This window comes from Synechococcus sp. BO 8801 (assembly GCF_002252675.1).
Classification (GTDB): Bacteria; Cyanobacteriota; Cyanobacteriia; order PCC-6307; family Cyanobiaceae; genus Cyanobium.
Window position 1 is genome coordinate 100,374 of sequence record NZ_NQKY01000003.1, and the last position, 21,519, is coordinate 121,892.

General features: G+C 70.2%; 19 protein-coding genes. 5 read left to right on the top strand and 14 right to left on the bottom strand.

Translation table 11 applies throughout. The features are described from left to right. Positions 1-11 precede the first annotated feature (11 nt). The 3 genes from CJZ86_RS03525 to rpmG form a co-directional block, all read right to left on the bottom strand. Positions 12-2,051 (bottom strand): RNB domain-containing ribonuclease, encoded by a 2,040-nt coding sequence (locus tag CJZ86_RS03525; RefSeq protein WP_094584557.1) that lies wholly within the window; start codon positions 2,049-2,051, stop codon positions 12-14. Between the two features lies 1 nt (position 2,052). Next, positions 2,053-2,274 (bottom strand): 30S ribosomal protein S18, encoded by a 222-nt coding sequence (rpsR, locus tag CJZ86_RS03530; RefSeq protein WP_006041316.1) that lies wholly within the window; start codon positions 2,272-2,274, stop codon positions 2,053-2,055. Between the two features lie 89 nt (positions 2,275-2,363). After that, positions 2,364-2,558 carry a 50S ribosomal protein L33 gene (gene rpmG / locus CJZ86_RS03535; protein ID WP_015108195.1) on the bottom strand — a complete coding sequence of 65 codons (195 nt, stop codon included), beginning with the start codon at positions 2,556-2,558 and terminating at the stop codon, positions 2,364-2,366. A 112-nt stretch (positions 2,559-2,670) separates the two neighbouring features. On the opposite strand from rpmG, the gene pheT reads away from it, so the two are divergent. Continuing rightward, on the top strand, positions 2,671-5,127 hold the full coding sequence (pheT, locus tag CJZ86_RS03540) for a phenylalanine--tRNA ligase subunit beta (protein ID WP_094584558.1): 2,457 nt from the start codon (positions 2,671-2,673) through the stop codon (positions 5,125-5,127). On the opposite strand, the gene rlmD is transcribed toward pheT, so the two are convergent. Then, positions 5,124-6,494, bottom strand: a complete 1,371-nt coding sequence (gene rlmD / locus CJZ86_RS03545; protein WP_094584559.1) for a 23S rRNA (uracil(1939)-C(5))-methyltransferase RlmD — start codon at positions 6,492-6,494, stop codon at positions 5,124-5,126. The two genes, pheT and rlmD, sit on opposite strands and share 4 nt — an antisense overlap. A gap of 122 nt (positions 6,495-6,616) precedes the next feature. Here rlmD and CJZ86_RS03550 point away from each other — a divergent pair, with 122 nt between their 5' ends. Further along, positions 6,617-7,111 carry an allophycocyanin subunit alpha-B gene (locus CJZ86_RS03550; protein WP_094584560.1) on the top strand — a complete coding sequence of 165 codons (495 nt, stop codon included), beginning with the start codon at positions 6,617-6,619 and terminating at the stop codon, positions 7,109-7,111. A 992-nt stretch (positions 7,112-8,103) separates the two neighbouring features. Here CJZ86_RS03550 and CJZ86_RS03555 read toward each other — a convergent pair. Then, complete coding sequence (locus CJZ86_RS03555; protein WP_094584561.1) at positions 8,104-9,186, bottom strand: J domain-containing protein; 1,083 nt, start codon at positions 9,184-9,186, stop codon at positions 8,104-8,106. 45 nt (positions 9,187-9,231) lie between these two features. Further along, a complete protein-coding gene (locus CJZ86_RS03560; RefSeq protein WP_094584562.1) occupies positions 9,232-10,893 on the bottom strand; it encodes a DUF3370 family protein in 1,662 nt (553 codons plus the stop codon). 143 nt (positions 10,894-11,036) lie between these two features. Between CJZ86_RS03560 and CJZ86_RS03565 the strand changes: the two genes are divergently transcribed. After that, positions 11,037-11,228, top strand: coding sequence for a sigma factor SigF (locus CJZ86_RS03565; RefSeq protein ID WP_094584563.1), 192 nt, complete (start codon positions 11,037-11,039; stop codon positions 11,226-11,228). On the opposite strand, the gene CJZ86_RS03570 is transcribed toward CJZ86_RS03565, so the two are convergent. The 4 genes from CJZ86_RS03570 to CJZ86_RS03585 form a co-directional block, all read right to left on the bottom strand. After that, positions 11,176-11,940 carry a sigma-70 family RNA polymerase sigma factor gene (locus CJZ86_RS03570; RefSeq protein ID WP_094584564.1) on the bottom strand — a complete coding sequence of 255 codons (765 nt, stop codon included), beginning with the start codon at positions 11,938-11,940 and terminating at the stop codon, positions 11,176-11,178. The genes CJZ86_RS03565 and CJZ86_RS03570 overlap by 53 nt on opposite strands. Before the next feature lie 166 nt (positions 11,941-12,106). Continuing rightward, positions 12,107-12,937: an ATP adenylyltransferase family protein gene (locus CJZ86_RS03575; protein WP_094584565.1), complete on the bottom strand. Its 831-nt coding sequence runs from the start codon at positions 12,935-12,937 to the stop codon at positions 12,107-12,109. Further along, entirely contained in the window at positions 12,927-13,976 is a 1,050-nt protein-coding gene (locus CJZ86_RS03580; protein WP_233133819.1) for a SpoIID/LytB domain-containing protein, read from the bottom strand. The genes CJZ86_RS03575 and CJZ86_RS03580 overlap by 11 nt, the downstream gene beginning before the upstream one ends. 117 nt (positions 13,977-14,093) lie before the next feature. Then, positions 14,094-15,014 carry an NAD(P)H-dependent glycerol-3-phosphate dehydrogenase gene (locus tag CJZ86_RS03585; RefSeq protein ID WP_094584566.1) on the bottom strand — a complete coding sequence of 307 codons (921 nt, stop codon included), beginning with the start codon at positions 15,012-15,014 and terminating at the stop codon, positions 14,094-14,096. A 63-nt stretch (positions 15,015-15,077) separates the two neighbouring features. On the opposite strand from CJZ86_RS03585, the gene CJZ86_RS03590 reads away from it, so the two are divergent. Then, entirely contained in the window at positions 15,078-15,806 is a 729-nt protein-coding gene (locus CJZ86_RS03590) for an SDR family NAD(P)-dependent oxidoreductase (RefSeq protein ID WP_094584567.1), read from the top strand. Positions 15,807-15,828: 22 nt separating this feature from the next. Here CJZ86_RS03590 and CJZ86_RS03595 read toward each other — a convergent pair whose 3' ends face one another. Further along, on the bottom strand, positions 15,829-16,215 hold the full coding sequence (locus CJZ86_RS03595; protein ID WP_094584568.1) for a DUF2237 family protein: 387 nt from the start codon (positions 16,213-16,215) through the stop codon (positions 15,829-15,831). Positions 16,216-16,331: 116 nt separating this feature from the next. Between CJZ86_RS03595 and CJZ86_RS03600 the strand changes: the two genes are divergently transcribed. Continuing rightward, positions 16,332-16,559, top strand: a complete 228-nt coding sequence (locus CJZ86_RS03600; protein ID WP_015108208.1) for a DUF8667 family protein — start codon at positions 16,332-16,334, stop codon at positions 16,557-16,559. 31 nt (positions 16,560-16,590) lie between these two features. Here the strand turns inward: CJZ86_RS03600 and CJZ86_RS03605 are convergent, their stop codons facing one another. The 3 genes from CJZ86_RS03605 to CJZ86_RS03615 are packed head-to-tail and all read right to left on the bottom strand — an operon-like array spanning position 16,591 to position 21,509. Next, the gene (locus CJZ86_RS03605; protein ID WP_094584569.1) at positions 16,591-16,863 is read right to left on the bottom strand and encodes a small RNA NsiR4-regulated ssr1528 family protein; all 273 of its coding nucleotides are present in this window, start codon (positions 16,861-16,863) and stop codon (positions 16,591-16,593) included. Positions 16,864-16,914: 51 nt separating this feature from the next. Next, the gene (gene metH / locus CJZ86_RS03610; protein ID WP_094584570.1) at positions 16,915-20,592 is read right to left on the bottom strand and encodes a methionine synthase; all 3,678 of its coding nucleotides are present in this window, start codon (positions 20,590-20,592) and stop codon (positions 16,915-16,917) included. Beyond that, positions 20,592-21,509: a branched-chain amino acid transaminase gene (locus tag CJZ86_RS03615; protein ID WP_094584571.1), complete on the bottom strand. Its 918-nt coding sequence runs from the start codon at positions 21,507-21,509 to the stop codon at positions 20,592-20,594. The genes metH and CJZ86_RS03615 overlap by 1 nt, the downstream gene beginning before the upstream one ends. Positions 21,510-21,519: the final 10 nt, after the last annotated feature.

Below are 21,519 nucleotides of genomic sequence, written 5' to 3' on the forward strand. Positions count from 1 at the left end.
GGCCGCCGGGGTCAGCCCGCGGCCGTGAAGCGCAGCAGGTCCCGCAGGGAATCCACCTGCTGCAGCCGCACCAGCAGGGCGTCGCCGGGACCGGGGTCGCCATGGCACTCGGCGGCCAGATCCATGGCCAGATCGGGCAGGTGCACCAGGCCGAGCCGGTCCTGGGGCCGCAGCCAGCGCAGAAACAGCCCCGGCCACTGGTGCTGCTCCTGGGCCTCGAACCACACCTGCTGCCAGTGGCGTTGGTCCTCCCGGGCGATCTGCAGTCCCTGGCGGATGGCCCCCTCCAGCTCCGCCAGCAGCGCCCCCAGCTCCGCCTCCTCCAGCACCGGCTGCCCCTGCTGATGGGCCAGCAGCTGGCGTTGCACCAGCAGGTCGTTGTAACGGCGGATCGGTGAGGTGGCCTGCACGTAGCAGGGCAGGCCCAGGGAAAAGTGGGGGGCCGGAGTGGTGCCCAGATGGCCCCGGCTGAGGCAGCGCTTGATGGCGGCATGGCGCACCGGACCCGCCGGGAGGCTCGCCAGTTCCGCCTCAGGCGGCAACTCCGCCGTCAGCTGGCTGCGATAGGGCAGGGCCAGACCCTGCTCCTGGCCGTGTCGGGCGATCACGGCTCCGGCCAGGATCATGGCCTCGGCCACCAGGGTGCGCGACGGGGACGGCTCAGTGATCTCCAGCTGGGCCCCCAGCTCGTTGCAGCGGATCCGGCCCTCGGGCTGGTCCAGATCGAGGGCCCCCCGGGCCAGCCGCCAGCGCCGCCGCCGCTTCATCAAGGCATGAATCTCTTCGAGATAGCGCTCCTGGGGCGGGGCCAGCTCGATCAGCTCATCGGCATCGGCATAACTCAGGCGGTAGGCGGGCCGCACCCAGCTGGACTCCAGCCCATGGGCGGCCACGGCGCCGTCATCGGCCAGCTCCACCCACAGGCTCAGGGCCGGGCAGCGCTGACCCATGCGCAGGCTCATCGGGCCGGTGCTGAGCACCTCGGGGAACATCGGCAGTGGCCCCCGGGCCAGGTAGAGGCTGCTGGCCCGGCGCCGGGCTTCGCTGTCGAGGGGGCTGTCCGCTGCCACCAGCCGGCCCGGGTCGGCGATGTGGATCCACAGCCGCGGTGTGCCATCGGGCCCCTGCTCCAGGGAGAGGCCGTCGTCGATGTCGCGGGTGTCCGCATCGTCGATCGTGACGGTGTGCAGGCCGGTGAGGTCGCGGCGGCGCCCGTCACCGGGAAGCTCCGTGGCGGCCAGCGTCACCAGCCGCCGGGCCTCAGCTTCGAGCTCCTCGCTGAAGCCCGCCTGCCAGGTGGTGTTCTCCAGCGAGGGCAGATGGTGCCGCTCCCATAGGCCCAGGTCCACCAGCAGGTGCCGGATCGGCGCCGACTCCATCGCGCAGTGGGCCGCCTGCAGGGCGCGGTGCAGGTCGTCGGGCAGGGGACGGCTGGTCTCGCCGCTGGCCCACTCCCGCAGCAGGGCCAGGTGCTGGCGCTGTTCGGGATCGAGCTGCTGGGGATCGATCGGGCGGCGCTGGCGCAGGGCGTCCTGCCACTGGCGACGGCGCTGCTCGGCCAGCTGCTCGCGGCGGGCGTCCCGCCGCAGCCGGCGCACATCCACCAGCGGCCGGGGCTCCACCTGCTGCTGGCGCCAGCGGAACAGGGTCTGGGGGCCCTGCAGCCACAGCCAGCAGGCGGCCCGCTGGATGGGATTGCCGCCGTCGCCGATCAGGTCAACGAAGTCCCCCAGCTCGAGGGACGACGGGTCGTCCAGCAGCAACAGCCAAGCGGCACCCAGCTCCCGGGGGCTGGGGGCGGCCTGCTGCAACGCCTCCGGACTCAGACCCCAGGGGGGCTGGGACAGGCGTGTGGGGGGCGGTTGATCGCCGGGGAGGGCGGCCAGCAGATCGAGCTGCCGGACCCCCCGCTGGACGGCCTTGGCCTCGAAACCCACCTTGAGATCGAGGCGCGTACCTTTCTCGGCCACGACGACCGCCAGCAGACTGCGGCTGTCGTCGTGGAGGCCGACCAGGTCACCCGCCGTGAAGCGACGCGAGGCGGAGGGCAACTCAGCCTTCGGGATTCACGAAGGGCAGCAGGGCCACAATCCGGGCCCGCTTGACGGCATTGGTGAGGTCGCGCTGCTGCTTGGCGGTCAGGCCGGTGAGGCGGCGGGGCAGGATCTTGCCGCGCTCGGTGATGAACTTCTTGAGCAGATCGACGTCCTTGTAGTCGATCGGATCACCGGGCTTGATCGGCGACAGGCGCTTCTTGAAGAAGGAACTGGACATGGGAACGGAGTGGGGGAACGAAAGGAGATAACTGCCGCTGCAGGGGCCGCGGGACGATCAGGGGATGGGATTCCGCAGGGAATCCAGCCTCACTTGATCTCCTTGTGGACGGTGGAGGCGTTGCAGTGGGGGCAGAACTTCTTGAGTTCGATCCGTTCGGTGGTGTTGCGGCGGTTCTTCTGGGTCGTGTAACGGGACACGCCAGGGGACCGCTTGGCGGGGTTGGACCGGCATTCGGTGCACTCGAGGGTGATCACCAGCCGGACGCCCTTGTTCTTGGCCATGGAAGGACGTTGCGCCGCGGATGCGTTGCAGAGAGACGATCCTGCACCTTACCTCCCGATGGGGAGGGCCCTGATCGCTTCCTAATGTGGGCGGCTGCTGTGCAACCCTCCGATGCTGGTTTCGCTCCAATGGCTCCGGGAGCTGGTCAGCGTGGAACCGGCCGCTCTCGTGCCTGAGCACCTGGCGGAGCGCCTCTCGATCGCCGGTTTCGAGGTGGAGGCCATCGAGGATCTGGCGGCCCGGGCGGCCGGGGTGGTGGTGGGCCATGTGGTGCAGCGCGATCCCCATCCCAATGCCGACAAGCTCAGTGTCTGCAAGGTGGATGTGGGGGCTGGCGAGCCCCTGCAGATCGTCTGCGGTGCCCCGAATGTGCGCCAGGGCCTGCACGTGCCCGTGGCCCTGGTGGGCAGCACCCTGCCGGCGGTGGGGCTGACGATCAAGCCGGCCGAACTGCGGGGGGTGGCCAGCAGCGGCATGATCTGCTCCCTGCGGGAGCTGGGCCTCGACGACGGCAGCGATGGCATCGCCGAACTCGACCAGTTGCTGACCAGCGTGCCCCCCCTGGGGACGCCCGTGGGCCCCCTGCTGGGCCTGGATGATCAGGTGCTGGAACTGGCGATCACCGCCAACCGCCCCGATGGCCTGTCGATGCGCGGCATCGCCCGCGAGGTGGCGGCCCTCAGCGGCGGCAGCACCACCTTCCCCGCGGCGGCGCCCGTGGTGGCCGCCCAGACCCTGGCCGCCGCGGCGGCCGACCGCGAGGCCATCGAGGCGGGGGGGCTGTTCAGCCTCACCGCCCTCGACGGCCTGAAAGTCGGTCCCTCCCCGGACTGGCTGCGCCAGCGCCTGGAGCGGGCCGGTGTGCGCCCCATCAACAACGTGGTGGACATCACCAACCTGGTGATGCTGGAGACGGGCCAGCCCCTGCATGCCTTCGACCGGGATCGCCTGGGGGTGCTCACGGGCGGCACCCCCGAGCCGGCCAGCATCGGCCTGCGGCAGGGCCGCCCCGGGGAAGCCTTCGTGGCCCTCGACGGCCAGGAGCGCACCTTGAGCGAGGAGGCCCTGGTGGTCACCTGCGCGGGCCACCCCATTGCCCTGGCCGGGGTGATGGGGGGTCTCGCCGAGGCCGTCACCGAAGCCACCACCGCCATCTGGCTCGAGGCGGCCGTCTTCGCCCCCCAGGCGGTGCGCCGCTCCGCCCGCAGCGTCGGGCTGCGCACCGAGGCCAGCAGCCGCTTCGAGAAGGGGGTGCCGCGGGAGATCACCCTGGCCGCCGCCGACCGGGCCGTGGCCCTGCTGCAGGAGCTGGCCGGAGCCAGCGTGGCGGGCCGCTGGCTGCACCAGCGGTCCCCGTCTCCCCAGCCGCCCCTTGCCCTGCGCCGCGACGCCCTCCACAACCTGCTGGGGCCGGTGCTGGTGGAAGGCGAGGCCCAGGACCTGGACGACGCACGCATCACCGCCACCCTCGAGGCCCTCGGCTGCGTCCTGGAGGAGGACGAGGAGGGCTGGCAGGTGCGGGTGCCGCCCGAGCGGGCCATGGACCTCAGGCGTGAAGTCGACCTGATCGAGGAGGTGGCCCGGCTGGTGGGCTACGACCACTTCGCCGCCCACCTGCCCGATCCCCTGATCCCCGGCGGCCTGGAGCCGGCCCAGCAGCTGGAACGCCGCCTGCGCCGCTCGCTCTGCGCCGCCGGCCTGCAGGAGATCGTCTCCCTGTCGCTGGTGGCGGCGGCACCAGGCCGGGTGCCCCTGGCCAATCCGCTCCTGGCCGACTACGGCCACCTGCGCGACAACCTGCACCAGGAGCTGCTCCAGGCCGCCCGCCGCAACCTGCAGGCCTCCCTGGGGGGCTTCTGGGGCTTCGAGATCGGCCGGGTGTTCCCGGGTGGTGGGGCCAGCGGTGAGGCGCGCCATGGGGAACGCACCCTGCTGGTGGGGGTGATCGCCGGCGAGCGGCGCGCCGAACGCTGGCGCAGCTCCGGCAAGCCCGCCCCCCCGGACTACTTCCAGGCCCGCGGCGTGCTGCAGGCCGGTCTGGAGCCCCTGCGCCTGCCCCTGGAGGACCGCCCCCTGACCGACGCCCCGCTGCTGCACCCCGGCCGCGCCGCCCAGCTGCTGGTGGAAGGCAAGCCCGCCGGCTGGTTCGGCCAGCTCCACCCGGCCGAGGCCGACGCCCTCGACCTGCCGGCCGCCACCTATGTGTTTCAGCTCGAACTGGAGCCCCTGCTCAGCGCCGGCACCCGCCGCAACCGCTGGCAGCCCAGCTTCCGCGCCTACCCCACCGTGCCGGCCTCGGAACGCGATCTGGCCCTTGTCGTTGCCGCCGACACCACGGCCGCCGACCTGCTGGCGGCGATCCGCAAGGCGGGCAAGCCGCTGCTGGAGCAGGCCGAGCTGATCGACCGCTACGAGGGCGCCCAGGTGGAGGCCGGCCGCTGCAGCCAGGCCTTCCGCCTGCGCTACCGCGACAGCGCCCGCACCCTCACCGACGAGGAGGTGGAGGTGGCCCATGGGCGGGTGCGCGAGGCCCTGGAGCGCCGCTTCGGCGCCGAACAGCGCCGCTAGAGCCTCTCCAGGGCCGCCAGGGCCTCCACGTGGCTGGTGTTGGGGAAGAAGTCCACCGGCTGCACCCAGTTCAGCCGGTAGACCCCTGAGCCGCACAGCTGGGCCAGGTCGCGGGCCAGGGCCGCCGGATCACAGCTCACGTAGGCGATGCGCTCCGGTCGCGCCGCCAGGATCGCGGCGGTGGCGAAGGGGTTCAGCCCCTTGCGGGGCGGATCCAGCACCAGGGCCTGCTGGCCCTGGAGGCGCTCCTCCAGCACCTGGGGCACGTCGGCCTGCTCGAAGCTCGCCCGATCCTCCAGGCCGTTGGCGGAGGCATTCAGCCGGGCCATGGTCACGGCACCGGGGTGCAGCTCCAGTCCGCTGACCTGCCAGCCGGCGGCGGCCAGGGGCAGGCTGTAGGTGCCGATGCCGCAGTAGGCATCGAGCAGGCAGCCGCCGGCGGGGGCCGGGCCGAGAGCTTCGATCAGATGGGGAACCAGCCGTTCGGCCTGGCGGGTGTTGACCTGGAAGAAGGTGTCGGCGGCGATACGGAAGCGCAGGCCGGCGAAGCCTTCATGGATCCACTCCCGGCCGCGGATCACCCGGGTCTCGTCGCCCATCAGGCGATTGGTGGGCAGGGGCTGGAGGTTGAGGCAGACACCCACCAGTTCGGGCCAGCGTTCGCACCAGGCGTCGGCCAGGGCCTCAAGGCCGGGCAGGTCGTCATGGCTGCTGATCAGGGTGATGAGCAGCTCCCCGGTGGCCGCCCCCACCCGCAGGCCCAGGTGACGCAGGCCGGGACCCTCCACGGCCTCGGGGTCGTTGCCGTGGCGATCGATCGGCCAGTCGCTGGCTTCGATGTCGGCCTTGAGGGGGGCGATCAGGGCGTCGATGCGCGGGTCGAGCACCGGGCAGCGGGCCATGTTGACGATCTGGTGCGAGCCCCGGCGGTAGTAGCCGGCGCGCAGGCGGCCATCGGCCCGGCGCTCCAGCGGAATCAGGGCGCGGTTGCGGTAGCCGAGGGTCGGATCGGCCACCAGCAGCGGCCGCACAGGGGCGCTCAGGCCGCCGATGCGCTGCAGGGTCTGCTCGAGGCTGCGCTGCTTCCAGGCGGCCTGGGCCCCGTCCGCCAGGGGCTGGAGGCTGCAGCCACCGCAGTTGTCAGCGAGGATGCAGGGGGGCCGGCGGCGGTCGCCAGAGGGTGTCAGCACCCGCAGCAGCTGACCCACCAGATGGCGCCGCGCCACCGCCTGCAGGCGCACCTGCACGGTGTCGCCGGGCAGGGCGCCGCTGACGAACACCACCAGCCCGTCGTGGCGCCCCACCCCCTGCCCGTCATGGCCCAGGTCGATGATCTCCAGCTCGAGCCTGTCGCCCACCGAGGCCATCTGGATTCCGCAGCACTGCAGCGACCCTATCGGGGGTCGTGCAAAGGGGCGTTACACCTTGCGCCAGGAGCCCTGGCGGAGGCTTCGGGCTCGATAGGATTCGCCGGACTGTGGTCGCTGCTATGAGCGTCGTTCGCGATCTGATCCTCCAGGCCGATGATCAGCTCCGCTACCCCACCGGCGGCGAGCTGCGCACGATGGTGGAGTTCCTCAGCGGTGGAGCCCGCCGGCTGAGTGTCGTCAGGGTGCTGACGGACAACGAGAAAAAGATCATCGCCGAAGCGTCCAAACAGCTCTTCCTGCGCAAGCCGGACTACGTGGCCCCCGGAGGCAATGCTTTCGGCCAGAAGCAACGGGCCCAGTGCCTGCGTGATTACAGCTGGTACCTGCGGCTGGTCACCTACGGAATCCTGGCCGGCAGCACCGAGCTGATTCAGCAGATCGGCGTGGTGGGTGCCCGCGAGATGTACAACAGCCTGGGCGTTCCCCTCCCCGGCATGGTGGAGGCGATGCGCACCCTCAAGGAGGCGGCCCTGGTGCTGCTGGGTGCTGATGAAGCCACTCTGGCCGGCCCCTACTTCGATTACCTGATCCAGGGACTCCAGACCTCCACCTGAGCGGCCCGATCGTCTCACTCTGGTCCAATCACTGGTCTGACAGTGGGTCCGACATGAGACGATCAACCAAATTCCCGTAAGCCTTCGAGCCATTCGCCCCGCCACGTTCGTGACGGGGTTTTTGTATGGCCTTCTGCGATGGGAGCGATGCCCGCCGGTGGCACGGACGATCACCTGGGCAGCGGCAAGGGTGAACCATGGTTCTCATGCGGGACTCGCTCCTTGTCCCGTACTGAGACCCGTACCGCCCAGATGCGACATCTGGGGCGCCGGCGGTGCTGGCTGCTTCATGGGTTGGCGGTTCGTGGTCCAGGTGCTGGACGGCATGCCTGGTCCGCAAGGCGATGGCCTGGTCGGAGATGGGGCCGCCATGGCGCGTGGGAAGCGGATCCAGCGGAAGCTCCTCAGTTGTCGCACATGGGACCCATGACCAGTCCTATGACAACACTCAGCTGAGACTTCTGATGAGCATGCTGCAGGGTCTGTGCGTGTGGATGGACCAGCCTTTGAAGATGGCTCTCCATCTGGGGGTCTTCGAGCGGTTTCCGCGGGATCGGTCGCTTCGGGCCATCGGTTCAGTTTGCGTATCTGTGGCAAAGACAGATACGCCAGGATTCGCAACCAAGTAGTTCCAAGGCTTTTCAGGCGGTGTCCAAACCATGGACATGGCCATCGGCCTGGGCAGGCACCCCTGGACAGCCACTGCGCCTGCGATCCATCGGTCGTCGACTGTCGGCAGAGGTCACAAGGTGAAGGAGGTCGGTCGCCACAAATGAAATCGACGAAAAATCACGGTCTTGCGGATAGCGTGCGAGTCCAGTGCCGAGACACGCAGCTGGTCTTATCTGGGTCGCCTGAGATGCAAGCGTCATGGGGATGGGGAGCCCTCAATCCCATGCTGCCTACCTGGGACACAGTGTTAGACCAGGTCCTTGTCTCATCCGAGATGCCTGGGCAACTCACGACGCCCCTGATCGGTGCGCGCGGTGAGATCAGCGGTCGCTCGCAGCGCCCTGCCGATAGAGCTCCTTGAGCAGTTGATAGGCCTCGTTGAGGCGTCGCATCGCCTCAACCGACCCGCCGGCGTCAGGATGGTGGCTCTGGGCCATGTCCCGGTAGGCCTCGCGGATCTGGGCAAGGGTCAGGCGCTGGCCGGGATCGGTGGGCAACTGCAGCAGCCGCAGGGCGCCGTGCAGGGTCATGGTGTGCTCCAGCGTCTGGAAGGACGTGCCGCGGCGGCGGCGGCGGAAGCGGTGCACGAAGCGCCGGATCAGGGTCGGGATCCGCAGGCTCAGGGTCGAACCACTGAAGGGGTCTTCCAGCACACCGGCGGTGACCATCACCCGCTCGAACGTCGGCGGGCCATCGCTCCAGCCGGGAACGAACTGCTGCATCACCTGGCAGGCGCCGGACCAGGTGAACGTCCGCCCATCACTCTGGTCCGACTGGGGCCAGATGTCCTGGGCCAGCCACAGCATGGCCGCCTCCAGCACCGCTTCGTTGGCCGGCGACCCATAGAGGGTGCGCCAGTGGTTGCCGGCCTCCTCCATCGCCTGCTGCACCACCTCCCCGCCGAGGGGCGGCAGGGGGGTCAGGGGCAGGGGCCCGGCGCTCTGCCGTGCCGTGGGCCGCAGGCTGCGCTTGAGGACATCGGAGCGGCGACGCACGAACCCGGGCAGATCGATGCCCCCGCCAGCGGGCTGGGGCCGCGGGGCATGCTCTGCCGGCGCTTCCCACTCGAATTCCGCCTGCAGGGTGTCCATCGCCCCCCGGCCCACCAGCACCAGGGCCCCCTGCTCCTCCAGGTCCCGCTCGTCATCGTCGTGACGCTGGGTTGACCGGCCCTCCGGCGCCTGACCAAGGCCCCCACCGGCATCGCCAACACCAAGGCCATCGCCGTCAGCCTCACCGTCCCCCTCCTCACCGGAGCCGAACAGATCGTCGAGCAGACGCTCGAGCACATCGCCCCGGCTGCGGATGCCCCACTCCCGCCGCAGGTGATCCAGGTGGGCCACCAGCTCCCTGGTGAGGTCGAGGCTGATCCGCTGTCGGGCGTCGTTCGACTTCTCAGCCACGGCAGCCCTCCATCGGTGCTGGGTTCGCTGGCATCGGACGGCTGGTCAGGGTCCCCGCTGATCCCGCAGGAACTGTTGCTGGGCCTCCACGGCCTCCCTGTAGCGATCGACCAGCGATCCGCCGCCCGCGGCGGTGCCGGAGCGGCTGCGCATCGGCGTGATCATGGGGGACGGGGCCAGGACGCCCCGGTTGGTTGAGGGCAGCGGCGGTGGCGGCGTCAGCCAGCCCGGGGCCGGCGCCGGACGGAGCATCTGGGACGGCGGCACCAGGGGACCGGTGCCGCCCCCCGTCGGCGTCGGGGTGATGGTGGCGGCCGGCGGCAGGACGGTGAGCGCCGGAGGGGCGACGGGCGGCGGGGCCGGCCGGACGCTGGCACCGGCCCGGGCCAGTTCCAGCTGCCGTTCCCGTTCCTGGACCATGGCCAGCTGGCTGGCGCTCACCACGCTCAGCAGATGGCCCGGGGTGGCATCGGCCGGGTAGACGAGGCTGACCCGCACGGGGTTCACGACCCCTGGAGTGAGATCGATCTGGCCCAGGGACAGGCTCTGCCCCGAGCGCAGCCCCACATGCACCTCCCGCAGGCCGGCGGGGGTCTGGATCTGGATGGAGCCCCGGAAGGCCGTGAAGGGCTGGCCGCCGATCAGGGTGGGGTGGCTCATCACCAGCTCGTAGGGGCCGTTGCCCTTGAGGTTCAGGTCGATGTCGAAGCGCACCCCGTAGGTGCCGACGTTGTCGAGGGAGGAATCGACCATGCGAGTGGCCAGGGCGTTGACCTGCACGTCCCGGGTGCCGAAATGGTGCCGGTCGGTGCTGGTGAAGGGCACGTGCAGCGGCCCTTTGGCGTCGAGATCGTGGGTGATCGAGGCCTGGTACGCATCGCCAAGGGCCACGCCGCCCACCCGGGAGAATATCCGCCGGTTGTGGATGTCGTTGATGCGACTCAGATAGACCCTCCCCGGGGCCAGGCGGCCCTCATCCAGCACCGCCAGCACCTGGCTGTAGGAGTCCTCCGCCTTGGCGGCCACCACGGCGATCTGGAAGGGGCCGTCACTGCGGCCGCGCAGCAGGGCGTTGGCGATCCCCAGGGCCGGCAGCTGGGTCTGGAAGAGCACGATGCGGCTGCGGGCCGGAATCGTGATCTCGTCGGTCAGGCGGCTGTCCAGCCGGCCGCGGAGCATCTGCACCGCGGTGGCGTCCCCGGGGCCGGTGTTCCAGGGCCGGGGACCGAGCGGCTTGACCCCCATCAGGTTGTTGGCCAGGTAAGGGGCCTCGAAGCTGTTGCGCACCGCCCCCTTGGAGAAGCGGATGTGGACAGGGCGCACCCCCGGATTGATCAGGACCGCCGCCAGGGTGAGCTCCGCGCGGCGGCTGCCGGGGGCGATGGAGCGCCGGTTGGGTGGGAAGTACTTGTGGTGCAGGTGCATGCCGAATTCCCCGTTGAAGGTGTACTCGGCATTGCGCAGGGCCTGGCCCGTCTCGGCGGCATAGGCGTAGCCGGGCGCCGTGTTGATCAGGATCCCCGGCCCCTCCACCTCCTCCGGCTGGTTGGAGTGCAGCACCGGCACGCTGTTGAAGGTGCCGTTCAGGGGCCGGGCTTTCTGACCGGCCATCAGGGCCACGTAGGCGTGGGCGGGCTGTGCCAGCACCAGGCCCAGACCCAGCGTCAGCCAGACACCGATGGGACCAATGGAGGGGACTGATCTCAAATTGCGACAGGCTGGTGGTGTGGGTGGCCAGAGGACGGTAAGGCGGGATGCGACCGTCCCAACCGTTAGGGGGTGCGTGGACCTGGGCAGCCCCGGATGGAACGACGGGCTCGCTAGAACGGACCCACTCTGCAGATTTTGTCATGATTCCTCCCTTCGGGTACTGCTCCGGGTCGGAGTCCGGAGCCAGCGCCCTGCGGCGGTATCAGGAACGCAAGCTGCGCCTGCTCAGCTTCTGGCGCGATGGCATCGAGCGGCAGCTGGCCGCGATGAACGCCGCCATCAGCACCCTGGAACAGCAGATGCACCGCGATCAGGCCGATCCGCAGGGCTGAGCCCGCGGGCATCCAGCTCCAGTCGCAGCTGCTCCAGGCCTTTGTGCAGCAGGCGTTTCACCGTCATCGGGCTGACCTCCATCTGGCGCCCGAGGCGCCGGTAGCTCCAGCCGGCCAGAACCACCTGGCGCACCACCAGTTGCTGGCGGGGCTCCAGCAGGGCCAGCAGCATGGCCACCGAAGGACCCGGCTCCTCCTGGCGGCAGGGCTCACTGGCGGTGCTGGCGGCCACGGCCTCGACCAGTGCCGGATCGTCGAGGTTGGCGGGCCTGGCCAGCAGCCGCTGCACCTCCAGCCGGCGCCATTCAGTCGTGGTGACCCCCAGGGTCCGGCTCAGCTGCGTGGTCGCCCGGCCGGGATCCTCCAGCAGGACGGGGTGACGGCTGAGGCGGTTGAAGCGCTCCTGAAGCTCGGCCTGTCGGCGCGGCAGCCGCACGATCGGGGCGGCATCCCGCAGGTAATGGAGGATCGCTCCGCGGATGTGGGGCCGGGCGAAGGCCTCGAACGGTGTCCGGCGATCCTCGCTGTAGAGCTCGGCGGCCCGGATCAGGCCCATCAGGCCCACCTGGAGCAGATCCTCGAAGGATTCACGGCTGCAGCGGGAATAGTGGAGCGCCAGGGGGCGTACCACCGCCCGGTACTGCTCCACGCGCCGGTTGCGGCGGGCGGCGCTGGAGGGAAGCGTCTGGCGGCTGGTGGGGGAGGGGGCCATGGTCGTGGGGCCTGGGTCGTCGATGTCGTGGAAGCAGGGCGTGCCGCGGCGCCATTGACGGCTGGCGGTGCGCTCTTTTTCCAGAGAGGGCCAGGAGGACCGGAACGCACAACCGTGGAACCACGGAAGTTTCCCGATCCAGGACCCGGCCCCCGGATGCGAAGCCTCAGGCCCGGGGGGCCGCCACGTCCTTCAGCAGGGCCCAGGGACCGTGGCGCTCCAGCCAGCCCCTGTCGGAGCCCTTGGTGATCAGCAGGAAGCCCGCGAAGCCCAGGGCGTTGACGCTGAATCCGGCCCCGTGCTCCCGCACCCGGCGCACGGTGAGGAACCAGTCGTCGTCGAACAGCAGGTTGTAGGGGTGCAGGGGCTCGCCGTCGCGGCCCGGTTCCCCCAGCTCCAAGGCCCGGGCATGGGCGTGGTACAGCCCCTCCAGATCGGACCCACCCAGCGGATCGCTGCGCCGGCTGATGCGGTAGGCCCAGCTCCAGGCGTGCTCCCCCGTCTCCAGCTGCTCCAGGAACAGCGGCGCCAGGGGGCAGCTGGGCTCACCGGGCCGGCGTGGCAGCAGCTGCAGATGGCGATGGGGCTGGCTGGCGCCGGAGCGGGCGCCGCTGTTGAAGAACCACAGGCCGCCGGTGTCCCGGCCCACCTGCGCCACCGCCTGCCAGTCGAAGGTCTCGATCCAGCCGCCCTGGGGGCGCCAGTTACGGGTGATCACCAGCAGGTGGGCCTCCTGCACCGGGTACTTGTTCAGCAGCAGCACATGGGCAGGCTCGAGCAGGTCCACCTGCAGGGGCCTGTCCCAGGGCAGGAAGGGATTGGGCCGGGGCCCTCCCTGGCGCAGATGGCGGGGCGTGGAGGACAGCAGCTCGCGGAGAACGAAAGGCTCCATGCCGGGGTCCGGCAGGATGCGCGTGTCGAGGGGCACCAGGGCTCCCTGGCGGCGGGCCAGCTCCGAGACCTCACGGGCCCGTTGCCAATGGCGCTCAGCTCGCACCGGCCTGCAGTCGGGCCAGGGAGGCGCCCCGGTAGTAGCGCCCGAGGATCTCGTTGTACCGCAGGCCCTGCTCCGCCAGATCCTGGGCGCCGTGCTGGCTCATGCTGGCCCCCAGGTGACCGTGGGCCTCCTGGGTGATGCGGGTGGTGGCTGCATAGAGGCTTTCAACGATGCCCCCCTGGTAGCTGAGGATCACCCCGGAGGTGCTGGCGGTGGCCTGGCGGGTGCGGGCGGTGACGCTGCCCAGGCCCCGGTAGGCCTGCCAGCGGGTGGTGTCGCCCAGGTGCCAGTGGGCACTGGCCGGACGGGCCATGTGGGCCATGGCGTAGGACCGGGCCGCCACGGCCTGGGCCTTGAGGGCCTCCATGTTCCAGCTGCTGGGCATTTCGGCACCCACCACCGAGCTGATGTAGCGCTCCAGGGAGACGTGGTTCACGACCTGGAGGCCCTGGGATCCGCGCAGCACCCTCAGGCGGCCTTCGTAGGGGCGCCCGTCCACCTGCAGGACATGGTCGGACCCCGTCTCCATCCAGACCTCGGCCCGTCCGGCCATGGCCGTCGCCAGGTCAGGCGCGTCAGCGGGGCCGCCCTCCTGAACGGGGCGTCCGTCCCGGTCCACCAGTCGCCAGTAGCCGCTGGCGCCCAGTCGGGGTGAGGGGGAGGCGCCTAGCAGGGCCACCCGGATCTCGAGGGGGACCTCCGCCCCGGCCTCCGGTTCCACCAGCGCCGGGTCGGGATGGCTGAGGCTGGTGCGCTGGGCCTGCAGGGAGGCCGCCGCCAGCAGATCCTTGTCGGGGGCTTCGCTGGAGTCCGCGGCCTGCTGGGAGACCTCCCGGGGCTGGGCGATCAGGGCTTCGAGGAGATCGGGATCCGAGCGGGAGGCCCCCGCCGGGATCAGCTCCTGGGCGGCGAAACCGGCCCCCACCGCCAAGACGGCCAGGGGAGCGGTGAGCAGGATCGGATGGCGGCGGCAACCGTGGAGCAGGCGCCGGCCCATGGCCCGGAGGGCGGTGATGGCGGCCTTGACGTGCCGGCTCACGGCAAGGATTCACAAAGGATTGAGAGGATCATGCCGGAGAATCCGGCTCCCTCGCCGCCCGGCGCAGGACGGTCGCCCCATTGCACCGTGCCGCCACACCGGGACAGGCGTCTCGGCTCAGGGCGCCGCTTCGGCTCGCAGGTCGCGCTGCATGAGCTCCTGGACGGCCTGGCGGGCCTCCAGCTCGCCCGCCAGCAGGCGCACCACCTGGCCGCAGATGGGCAGTTGCCAGCCCTCCCTCTCGGCCAGGGCGAGGGTGGCGCGGGCGGTGCGGGGCCCCTCCACGGTGGCGCCGATCCGGCCGAGGGCGGTGGCTTCGTCACAGCCCTCAGCCAGCAGGCTGCCGAAGCGGTAGTTGCGGCTGAGGCTGCTGTTGGCCGTGGCCAGCAGGTCCCCCAGGCCGGCCAGGCCGTAGAGGGTGGTCGACTGGCCGCCGAGGGCCTGGAGAACGACGGCGATCTCCGCCAGGCCCCGGCAAAGCAGCGAGGCCTTGGCGTTCGCCCCCAGGCCCAGGCCGTCACTGATGCCGGCCGCCAGGGCGATGACGTTCTTGAGGGCCCCGGCCGCCTCGGTGCCGATGGGGTCCGCATTCGTGTACAGCCGCAGGTGTGGGGTCCGCAGCTGTTCCTGCAGCCGGCGGGCCAGCCCGGGGTCGTCGCTGCTGAGCACACTGGCCGCCGGCAGGCCCCGGTCGAGTTCCTCCGCCAGATTCGGGCCGCTCAGCACCGCCAGCGGCACCGCCGGCAGGTGGCGCCGCCAGAGCTGACTGGCCGTGCAGAGGCTGTCCAGATCGATGCCCTTGCTGCAGCTCAGCAGCGGCAGGCCCTCCGGCCAGCGCCCCCGCAGGCTCAGGCCCAGGGGGGCGACCCCCACCATCGACACGGCCACCACCACCAGGTCGCAGTCCTGCAGCACGGCCGCCGGGTCTGACCCATCCCGGCGCGACCAGCTGCGCAGATGGTGACCCTGGCGCTCCCAGAGCCGCAGCAACGTGCCGCCCCAGGCACCCCGACCCAGCACGGTGATGCGCAGACTCATGGACCGACGCGCGGGGCGGTTCCCCGGAAGGAACCGCCATCATGCGCCATCCCCGTGTCCGCCATGCCGACCCCCACCAACCCCTACTGGCAGGACTGGGACGGTCAGGCCCTGATCGTGGGCCCGGGGGGCATCGGCCTGGCGCTGGCGGCCGAGCTGGCCCGGCGGGCACCCGGGCTGCGGATCCGCACCGCCGGCCGCCGTGGGGCGGAGATCCCGCTCGATCTCGCCGATGACCCGAGTCTTGCCGCGCTGGCTGCCCGTGCCGCCGGTGAGCTCGCGCCCCTCCGGGTCGTCATCAACACCGCCGGGCTGCTGCACGACGGCCCCCTGCAGCCGGAGAAGCGCCTCTCCCAGGTGAACCGCCAGGCCCTGGAGCGCAGCTTCGCCGTCAACGCCTTCGGCCCCCTGCTGCTGGCCCAGGCGATCGAAGCCGCCCTGCCAAGGGACCTCCCGGTGCATTTCGCCAGCCTTTCGGCCCGGGTGGGCAGCATCGGCGACAACCGCCTCGGCGGCTGGTACGCCTATCGGGCGGCCAAGGCGGCCCAGAACCAGCTCTTGCGCACCCTGGCGATCGAATGGCAGCGCCGGCTCCCTTTGGCCTGCGTGACCCTGCTCCATCCCGGCACCACCGCCACCACGCTCTCGGCCCCCTTCGGCCGCTCCGTGCCTCCCACGGCCCTGTTCAGCCCGGAGCGGGCCGCCTCTCACCTGCTCGATGTGCTGGAGGGCCAGACGGCCGGCGGCAGCGGTGCCTTCCTCGCCTGGGACGGCTCGCCGGTGCCCTGGTGAGGCGGGGGATACCGGGCGCCGCTCAGGCGGCGTGGCTGCGCAGGACCTCCAGGGGAATCACCTCGAGGGTCGAGAAGGCGCAGCTCTCCAGCCGCACCGGCGGGGCCATGCCGTCCTCATAGGCCTCCAGCCAGCGGGCGGCGCAGACGCACCAGTGGTCGCCGGGGCGCAGGCCGGGGAAGTTGTAGGCGGGCATCGGGGTCGAGAGGTCGTTGCCCTGGGCGCGGCTGTAGCTCAGAAACGACTCGTTCACCACGCAGCAGACCGTGTGGCGGCCGAAATCACCGGGATCGGCATGGCAGTAGCCATCCCTGAACCAACCGGTGAGCGGCGCACACCCACACTCCTGCAGTGGTTCTCCCAGCACATTGCGGCTTTCGGCAGGGGGCTGCAGGGGGGAGGCGACCAAGGCCGGGGCGGTGCAGGAACGGGGAGAGTCTGACGGAGGACTGGCACAATTTGCCCCCAGGAGGTTGACGAATTCCGGGGGAGAGGGGTTAAAGGTCTTTCAGCACGACCCCCTTCATGAGCTGGGATTTCACCGAGGATGCGGCCTTCCTGGCCCTCTGCGACGCCTACAAGGAAAGCGGTGAGCCCTCCGCCATGGAGTTTCTGGCCCATGGCGAGGGTGCCTTCCACTTCCAGGAGCTCACCCAGAACGCCGCCGGTGAGGGGATCGACCTGAGCGACTCCGACGCTCTCGATGCCTTCCAGCAGGACGTGATCGACAGCCTGGAGGAGCTCTGCAGCTGAGCCCCTCCGGCGCTGGGTCCGTCGGGAGGGCTCAGCCGTAGAAGAAGGCGATCTCCTTGTCCTTGAGGCCCTCCCAGCCGGCTTCCCGCAGGCGCTGGTCGAGGGTGAGCCGATCGAGATGCTTGGCTCCGGTGCGGACGATGCGGTTGCGCATCGACTTCTTCACCCCGCTGCGGGCCCGGCGGCTCTCCAGTTCCATCACTTCGCCGTAGAGGGCAAGCATGGCGGCCGGGATCGGGGAGCCGTCCAGATCCACGCCCGCGGCGATGGCGTCATCAACGCCGCCGGGTCCTGCGATGGCCATGGCCAGGGATGCGAAGGGTGAGCAAAGCCTGCCATGGCCGGGGGGCGGGCCTCAGGCGCTGAAATACCTGGCCTGGCTGTGCAGGGCCACCAGGGCGGTGGTGCTCTGCTCCGGCTCCAGCTGGTCGCTTTCGTCCATCGTCAGGCCGATGCGGTCGGTGCCCAGCCAGGCGAGCTGCTGGCGGGAGTCGGCCACATTGGGGCAGGCGGGGTAGCCGAAGGAGTAGCGGCTGCCCCGGTAGCGCTGGGCCAGCACGTCCCGCAGGGCGGCCGGCTCGCCGGCGGCGAACCCCATCTCCCGGCGGATGCGGGCGTGGGTCCATTCGGCCAGGGCCTCGGCCATCTGGACCGCCAGGCCATGGAAATAGAGGTAGTCGCTGTAGCGGTCGGCCCGGAAGAGCTCCTGGGCGAAGCTGGTGGCCCCCTCGCCCATGGTGACCGCCTGCATGGGCAGCACATCCGTCGGCCTCAGGGCGCCGTCCGGGCCCGGCTCCAGGTCGCGGTAGAAGTCGGTGATGCAGTAGCGGTTGCCGCTGCGCTGGCGCGGCAGGGCGAAGCGCCCCAGCTCGCCGCCGCCGCTGGCGGGCGCTGCCCCATCGGCCATCGCTCCGGGATCGAACACCACCAGGGAGTTGCCGGCGCGGCCGCAGGGGAAGTAGCCATAGGCCACCCGGGGGGTGAGCAGACCCTCCTGGCGGCAGCGTCCGAGCCATTCCTGCAGCACCGGCTCCGCCTTCTCGGCGAGCATGGCCTCGTAGTCCTCCCGGCTCTGCTGCTGGGTCTTGCGCAGCTGCCACTGGCCGGCGAAGAGGGCGTTGCGATCCAGGTAGGCGAACACCTCGTCGAGGTCGATCTCCGCCTCGGTGAGCACCCGGGTGCCCCAGAACGGGGGCGCGATGGCCGGCTCGGCCGGCACCGCCGCGGAGCGCTCGTCGCTGCCCGCCGCCACAGGCTCGACCGGTGCCGGAGTCTCCCCAGGCTCGGCGTGCGCCTCGCCCGAATCGGCGGGCGTCGCGGAAGCTGCGTTCTCGCCCAGCCCCAGGCCCTCGGGAGCGCCGTCGAGGAAACCCTGGAGGTCGTCCCAGCGGCCGGCCGCCTTGGCGTCCATCAGGGCGTCCATGAAGCGCAGGTCGGCGAAGGCGTCCCGGCCGTAGATCACCTGGCCCCGGTAGGCCGCGCGGCAGTCGCCGTTGACGAACCGCGGCGTCAGCGCCGCCCCGCCGAGGATGACGGGTACGGAGATGCCGACGTCATTGAAGGTTTCAAGGTTGTCCTTCATGAAGGCGGTGGATTTCACCAGCAGGCCGCTCATGGCGATGCAGTCGGCCCCGTGCTGGCGCTGGGCCTCAACAATCGCGTCGACGCTCTGCTTGATGCCCAGATTCACCACCTCATAGCCATTGTTGGTGAGGATGATGTCCACCAGGTTTTTGCCGATGTCGTGAACGTCCCCCTTGACGGTGGCGATCAGGAACTTGCCCTTGCTGCTGGATTCACCTTCCTTGCGCTCCATGTGCGGCTCGAGAAAGGCGACGGCCGCCTTCATGGTTTCGGCGCTCTGCAGCACGAAGGGCAGCTGCATCTGGCCCGAGCCGAACAGTTCGCCCACCACCTTCATGCCATCCAGCAGGAAGGTGTTGATGATCTTCAGCGGTGGATGCTCCGCCAGGGCCTCCTGCAGGGCAGCTTCCAGGCCGATGCGCTCCCCGTCGATGATGTGCTGCTTGAGCCGCTCCTCCAGGGGCAGATCGGCCAGCGAAGGCCCTGAGGCCCGGGCCTCCTTGGCGCTGACGCCCTCAAACTCGGTGGTCAGCAGGGTGAGGGGATCGTGGACACAGATGCCGTCCTCGAACCGCCGCCGGTCGTGGATCAGATCGCGGCAGATCAGCTGATGCTCCTCGCTGATCTTCGCCAGGGGGAGAATCTTCGCCGGGCTGACGATCGCCGCATCCATGCCGGCGGCGCAGCAGTCGTGCAGGAACACCGAGTTGAGCACGATGCGGGCGGCCGGGGACAGCCCGAAGCTGACGTTGCTGACCCCCAGCACCACATGCACGCCGGGAAGATCCTGGCGGATGCGGCGGATGGCCTCGATCGTGGCCGCCGCGTTGGCCCGGTCCTCCTCGATGCCGGTGGAGATGGGCAGGGCGAGCGGGTCGTAGAAGATCTCGTGGGCCGGCAGGCCGAACTCGAGCGCATCCCGGTAGGCCCGCTGGGCGATGGCGAACTTGCGATCGGCGGTGCGGGCCATGCCCTCCTCGTCGATCGTGCCCACCACCACGCCGGCGCCGTAGTCACGGGCCAGTTCGAGCACCTTGAAGAAGCGCTCGTCGCCGTCCTCGTAGTTGGTGGAATTGAGGATGCATTTACCTCCGGCCACCTTGAGGCCCGCCTCCATCTTCTGCCACTCGGTGGAATCGAGCATCAGCGGCAGGTTCACGTTGGTGACCAGCCGGCTCACCAGATCGTGCATGTCCTTCACCCCATCGCGCCCCACGTAGTCGACGTTCACATCGAGCACGTGGGCGTTCTCCTTCACCTGGCCCCGGGCCACTGCCACCAGGCCATCCCAGTCCTCGGCGTTGAGCAGCTCGCGCACCTTCTTGGAGCCGCTGGCATTGAGCCGCTCGCCGATGATCAGGAAGGAGTTGTCCTGGAAGTAGGGGGTGACGCCATAGATCGAGGCCACCGCCGGCTCGTAGTGGAGCGGCGGCCGCTCCAGCCGCTGCCGGGGCTGCCGCACCTCGCGGGGGGCGGGCTTCAGGCCAGCGGCGAGGTCCGCCAGGGCGCCGATATGGGCGGGGGTGGTGCCGCAGCAGCCACCGATCACCTGGACCCCGAGATCCTCGACGAAGTGCATCAGCTGCATCCGCATCTCGGTGGGGGTGAGCCGGTAGTGGGCCACCCCGCCGATGTTCTCCGGCAGCCCCGCGTTGGGGATGCAGCTCACCACGAAGGGACTGTGCTGGCTCAGATAGCGGATGTGCTCCTTCATCTGCTCCGGGCCGGTGGCGCAGTTGAGGCCGAGCACGTCGATCGGGAACGGCTCCAGGATCGCCACCACGGCGGCGATGTCGGAGCCGACCAGCATGGTGCCGGTGGTTTCCATGGTCACCGAGACCATCAGGGGCCGCCGCTCTCCTGCGGCGCTAAAGGCCTCCTCGATGCCCTGCAGGGCCGCCTTGATCTGCAGCACGTCCTGGCAGGTCTCGACGATGAACAGGTCGACGTCCCCGGCGATCAGGCCGGCGGCCTGCTCCCGGAACGAGGCCTTCATCGTGTCGAAGTCGATGTGGCCGAGGGTGGGCAGCTTGGTGGTGGGCCCCATCGAGCCGGCCACGAACCGGGGCTTGTCGGGGGTGCTGTAGGCGGCGGCCATCTCGCGGGCCAGTTCGGCGGCCCGGCGGTTGATGGCGAAGGCCTGGTCCTCCAGTCCGTATTCGGCCAGCACGATCGAGGCGGCCCCGAAGGTGTCCGTCTCGATCACGTCGCAACCCACCTCCAGGAACTGGCGGTGCACCGCCTGGACCGCATCGGGCCGGGTGAACACCAGGTTCTCGTTGCAGCCCTCCAGGGCCGCACCACCGAAATCCTCCGCCGTCAGGTTCATCTCCTGCAGGGAGGTGCCCGTGGCGCCGTCGAAGACGAGCACCGGCCGGGTCGGACCGTGCAGCCAGTCGAGGAAGCCGATGCGGTCAGTGGGGTGGTGGATGGCGGCGGTGACGACCATCAGGCGTCGATGCGGATGCGGGTGACCCAGTGGTCATAGGAGGGATCGCGGCCCTCCGTGATCGCCGTGAGGCGGTCGCGCAGACGCTCCATCACGGGCCGGTGGCTGGAGAGGTCGGTGGATTCGATCCGGCGCACCGGGGTGACGCGGGCGGCGGTGCCGCTGAGGAACACCTCGTCGGCGATCATCAGTTCGGTCTTGTCGACGGCCCGCTCGAGCACGGGGATGTCCATCGAGCGTGCCAGCTCCATGATGCTGGCCCGGGTGATGCCTTCGAGGATGTCCTGATCGACCCCCGGGGTGATCAGCACGCCGTCCCGGACGATGAACAGGTTCATGCCACTGGCCTCGCTCACCTTGCCGCGGCTGTTGAGCAGCAGGGCCTCATCGAAGCCGCTCTTGACGGCTTCCGTCTTGGCCAGCGAACTGGTGATGTAGGCGCCGCTGATCTTGCCCCTCAGGGGCAGGGAGCGGTCCTCCTGGCGGCACCAGCTGCTGATCCGGCAGCTGACACCCTCGGGGGAGAGATAGTCGCCCATCTCGATCCCGTAGATGAGGAAGTCGGTCTGGATGTTGTGCAGCCGCGGGGCGATGCCGAGATCGCTGGTGTAGACGAACGGCCGCAGGTAGATCGGGCAGGTGGGCCGGTTGGCCTGCAGAAAGGCATGGATGGCGTTATGGATCGTCTCCTCCGGCAGTTCCGTCAGCAGCAGCCGGGCGCTCTGGCTGAGGCGACGGGCATGGCGATCGGCACGGAACAGCAGGATCTCGTTGTTGTCGGCGGGGTTGGGGAGGGCTCGCATGCCGCCGAAGGCGCCCGTGCCGTAATGCAGCGCATGGGTGGCCACCGAGAGGGTGGCCTCGGCAAAGGGGACGCATTGTCCGCCGAACCAGGCATAGGGCAGGAACTGGTGCATGGAAGGCGGT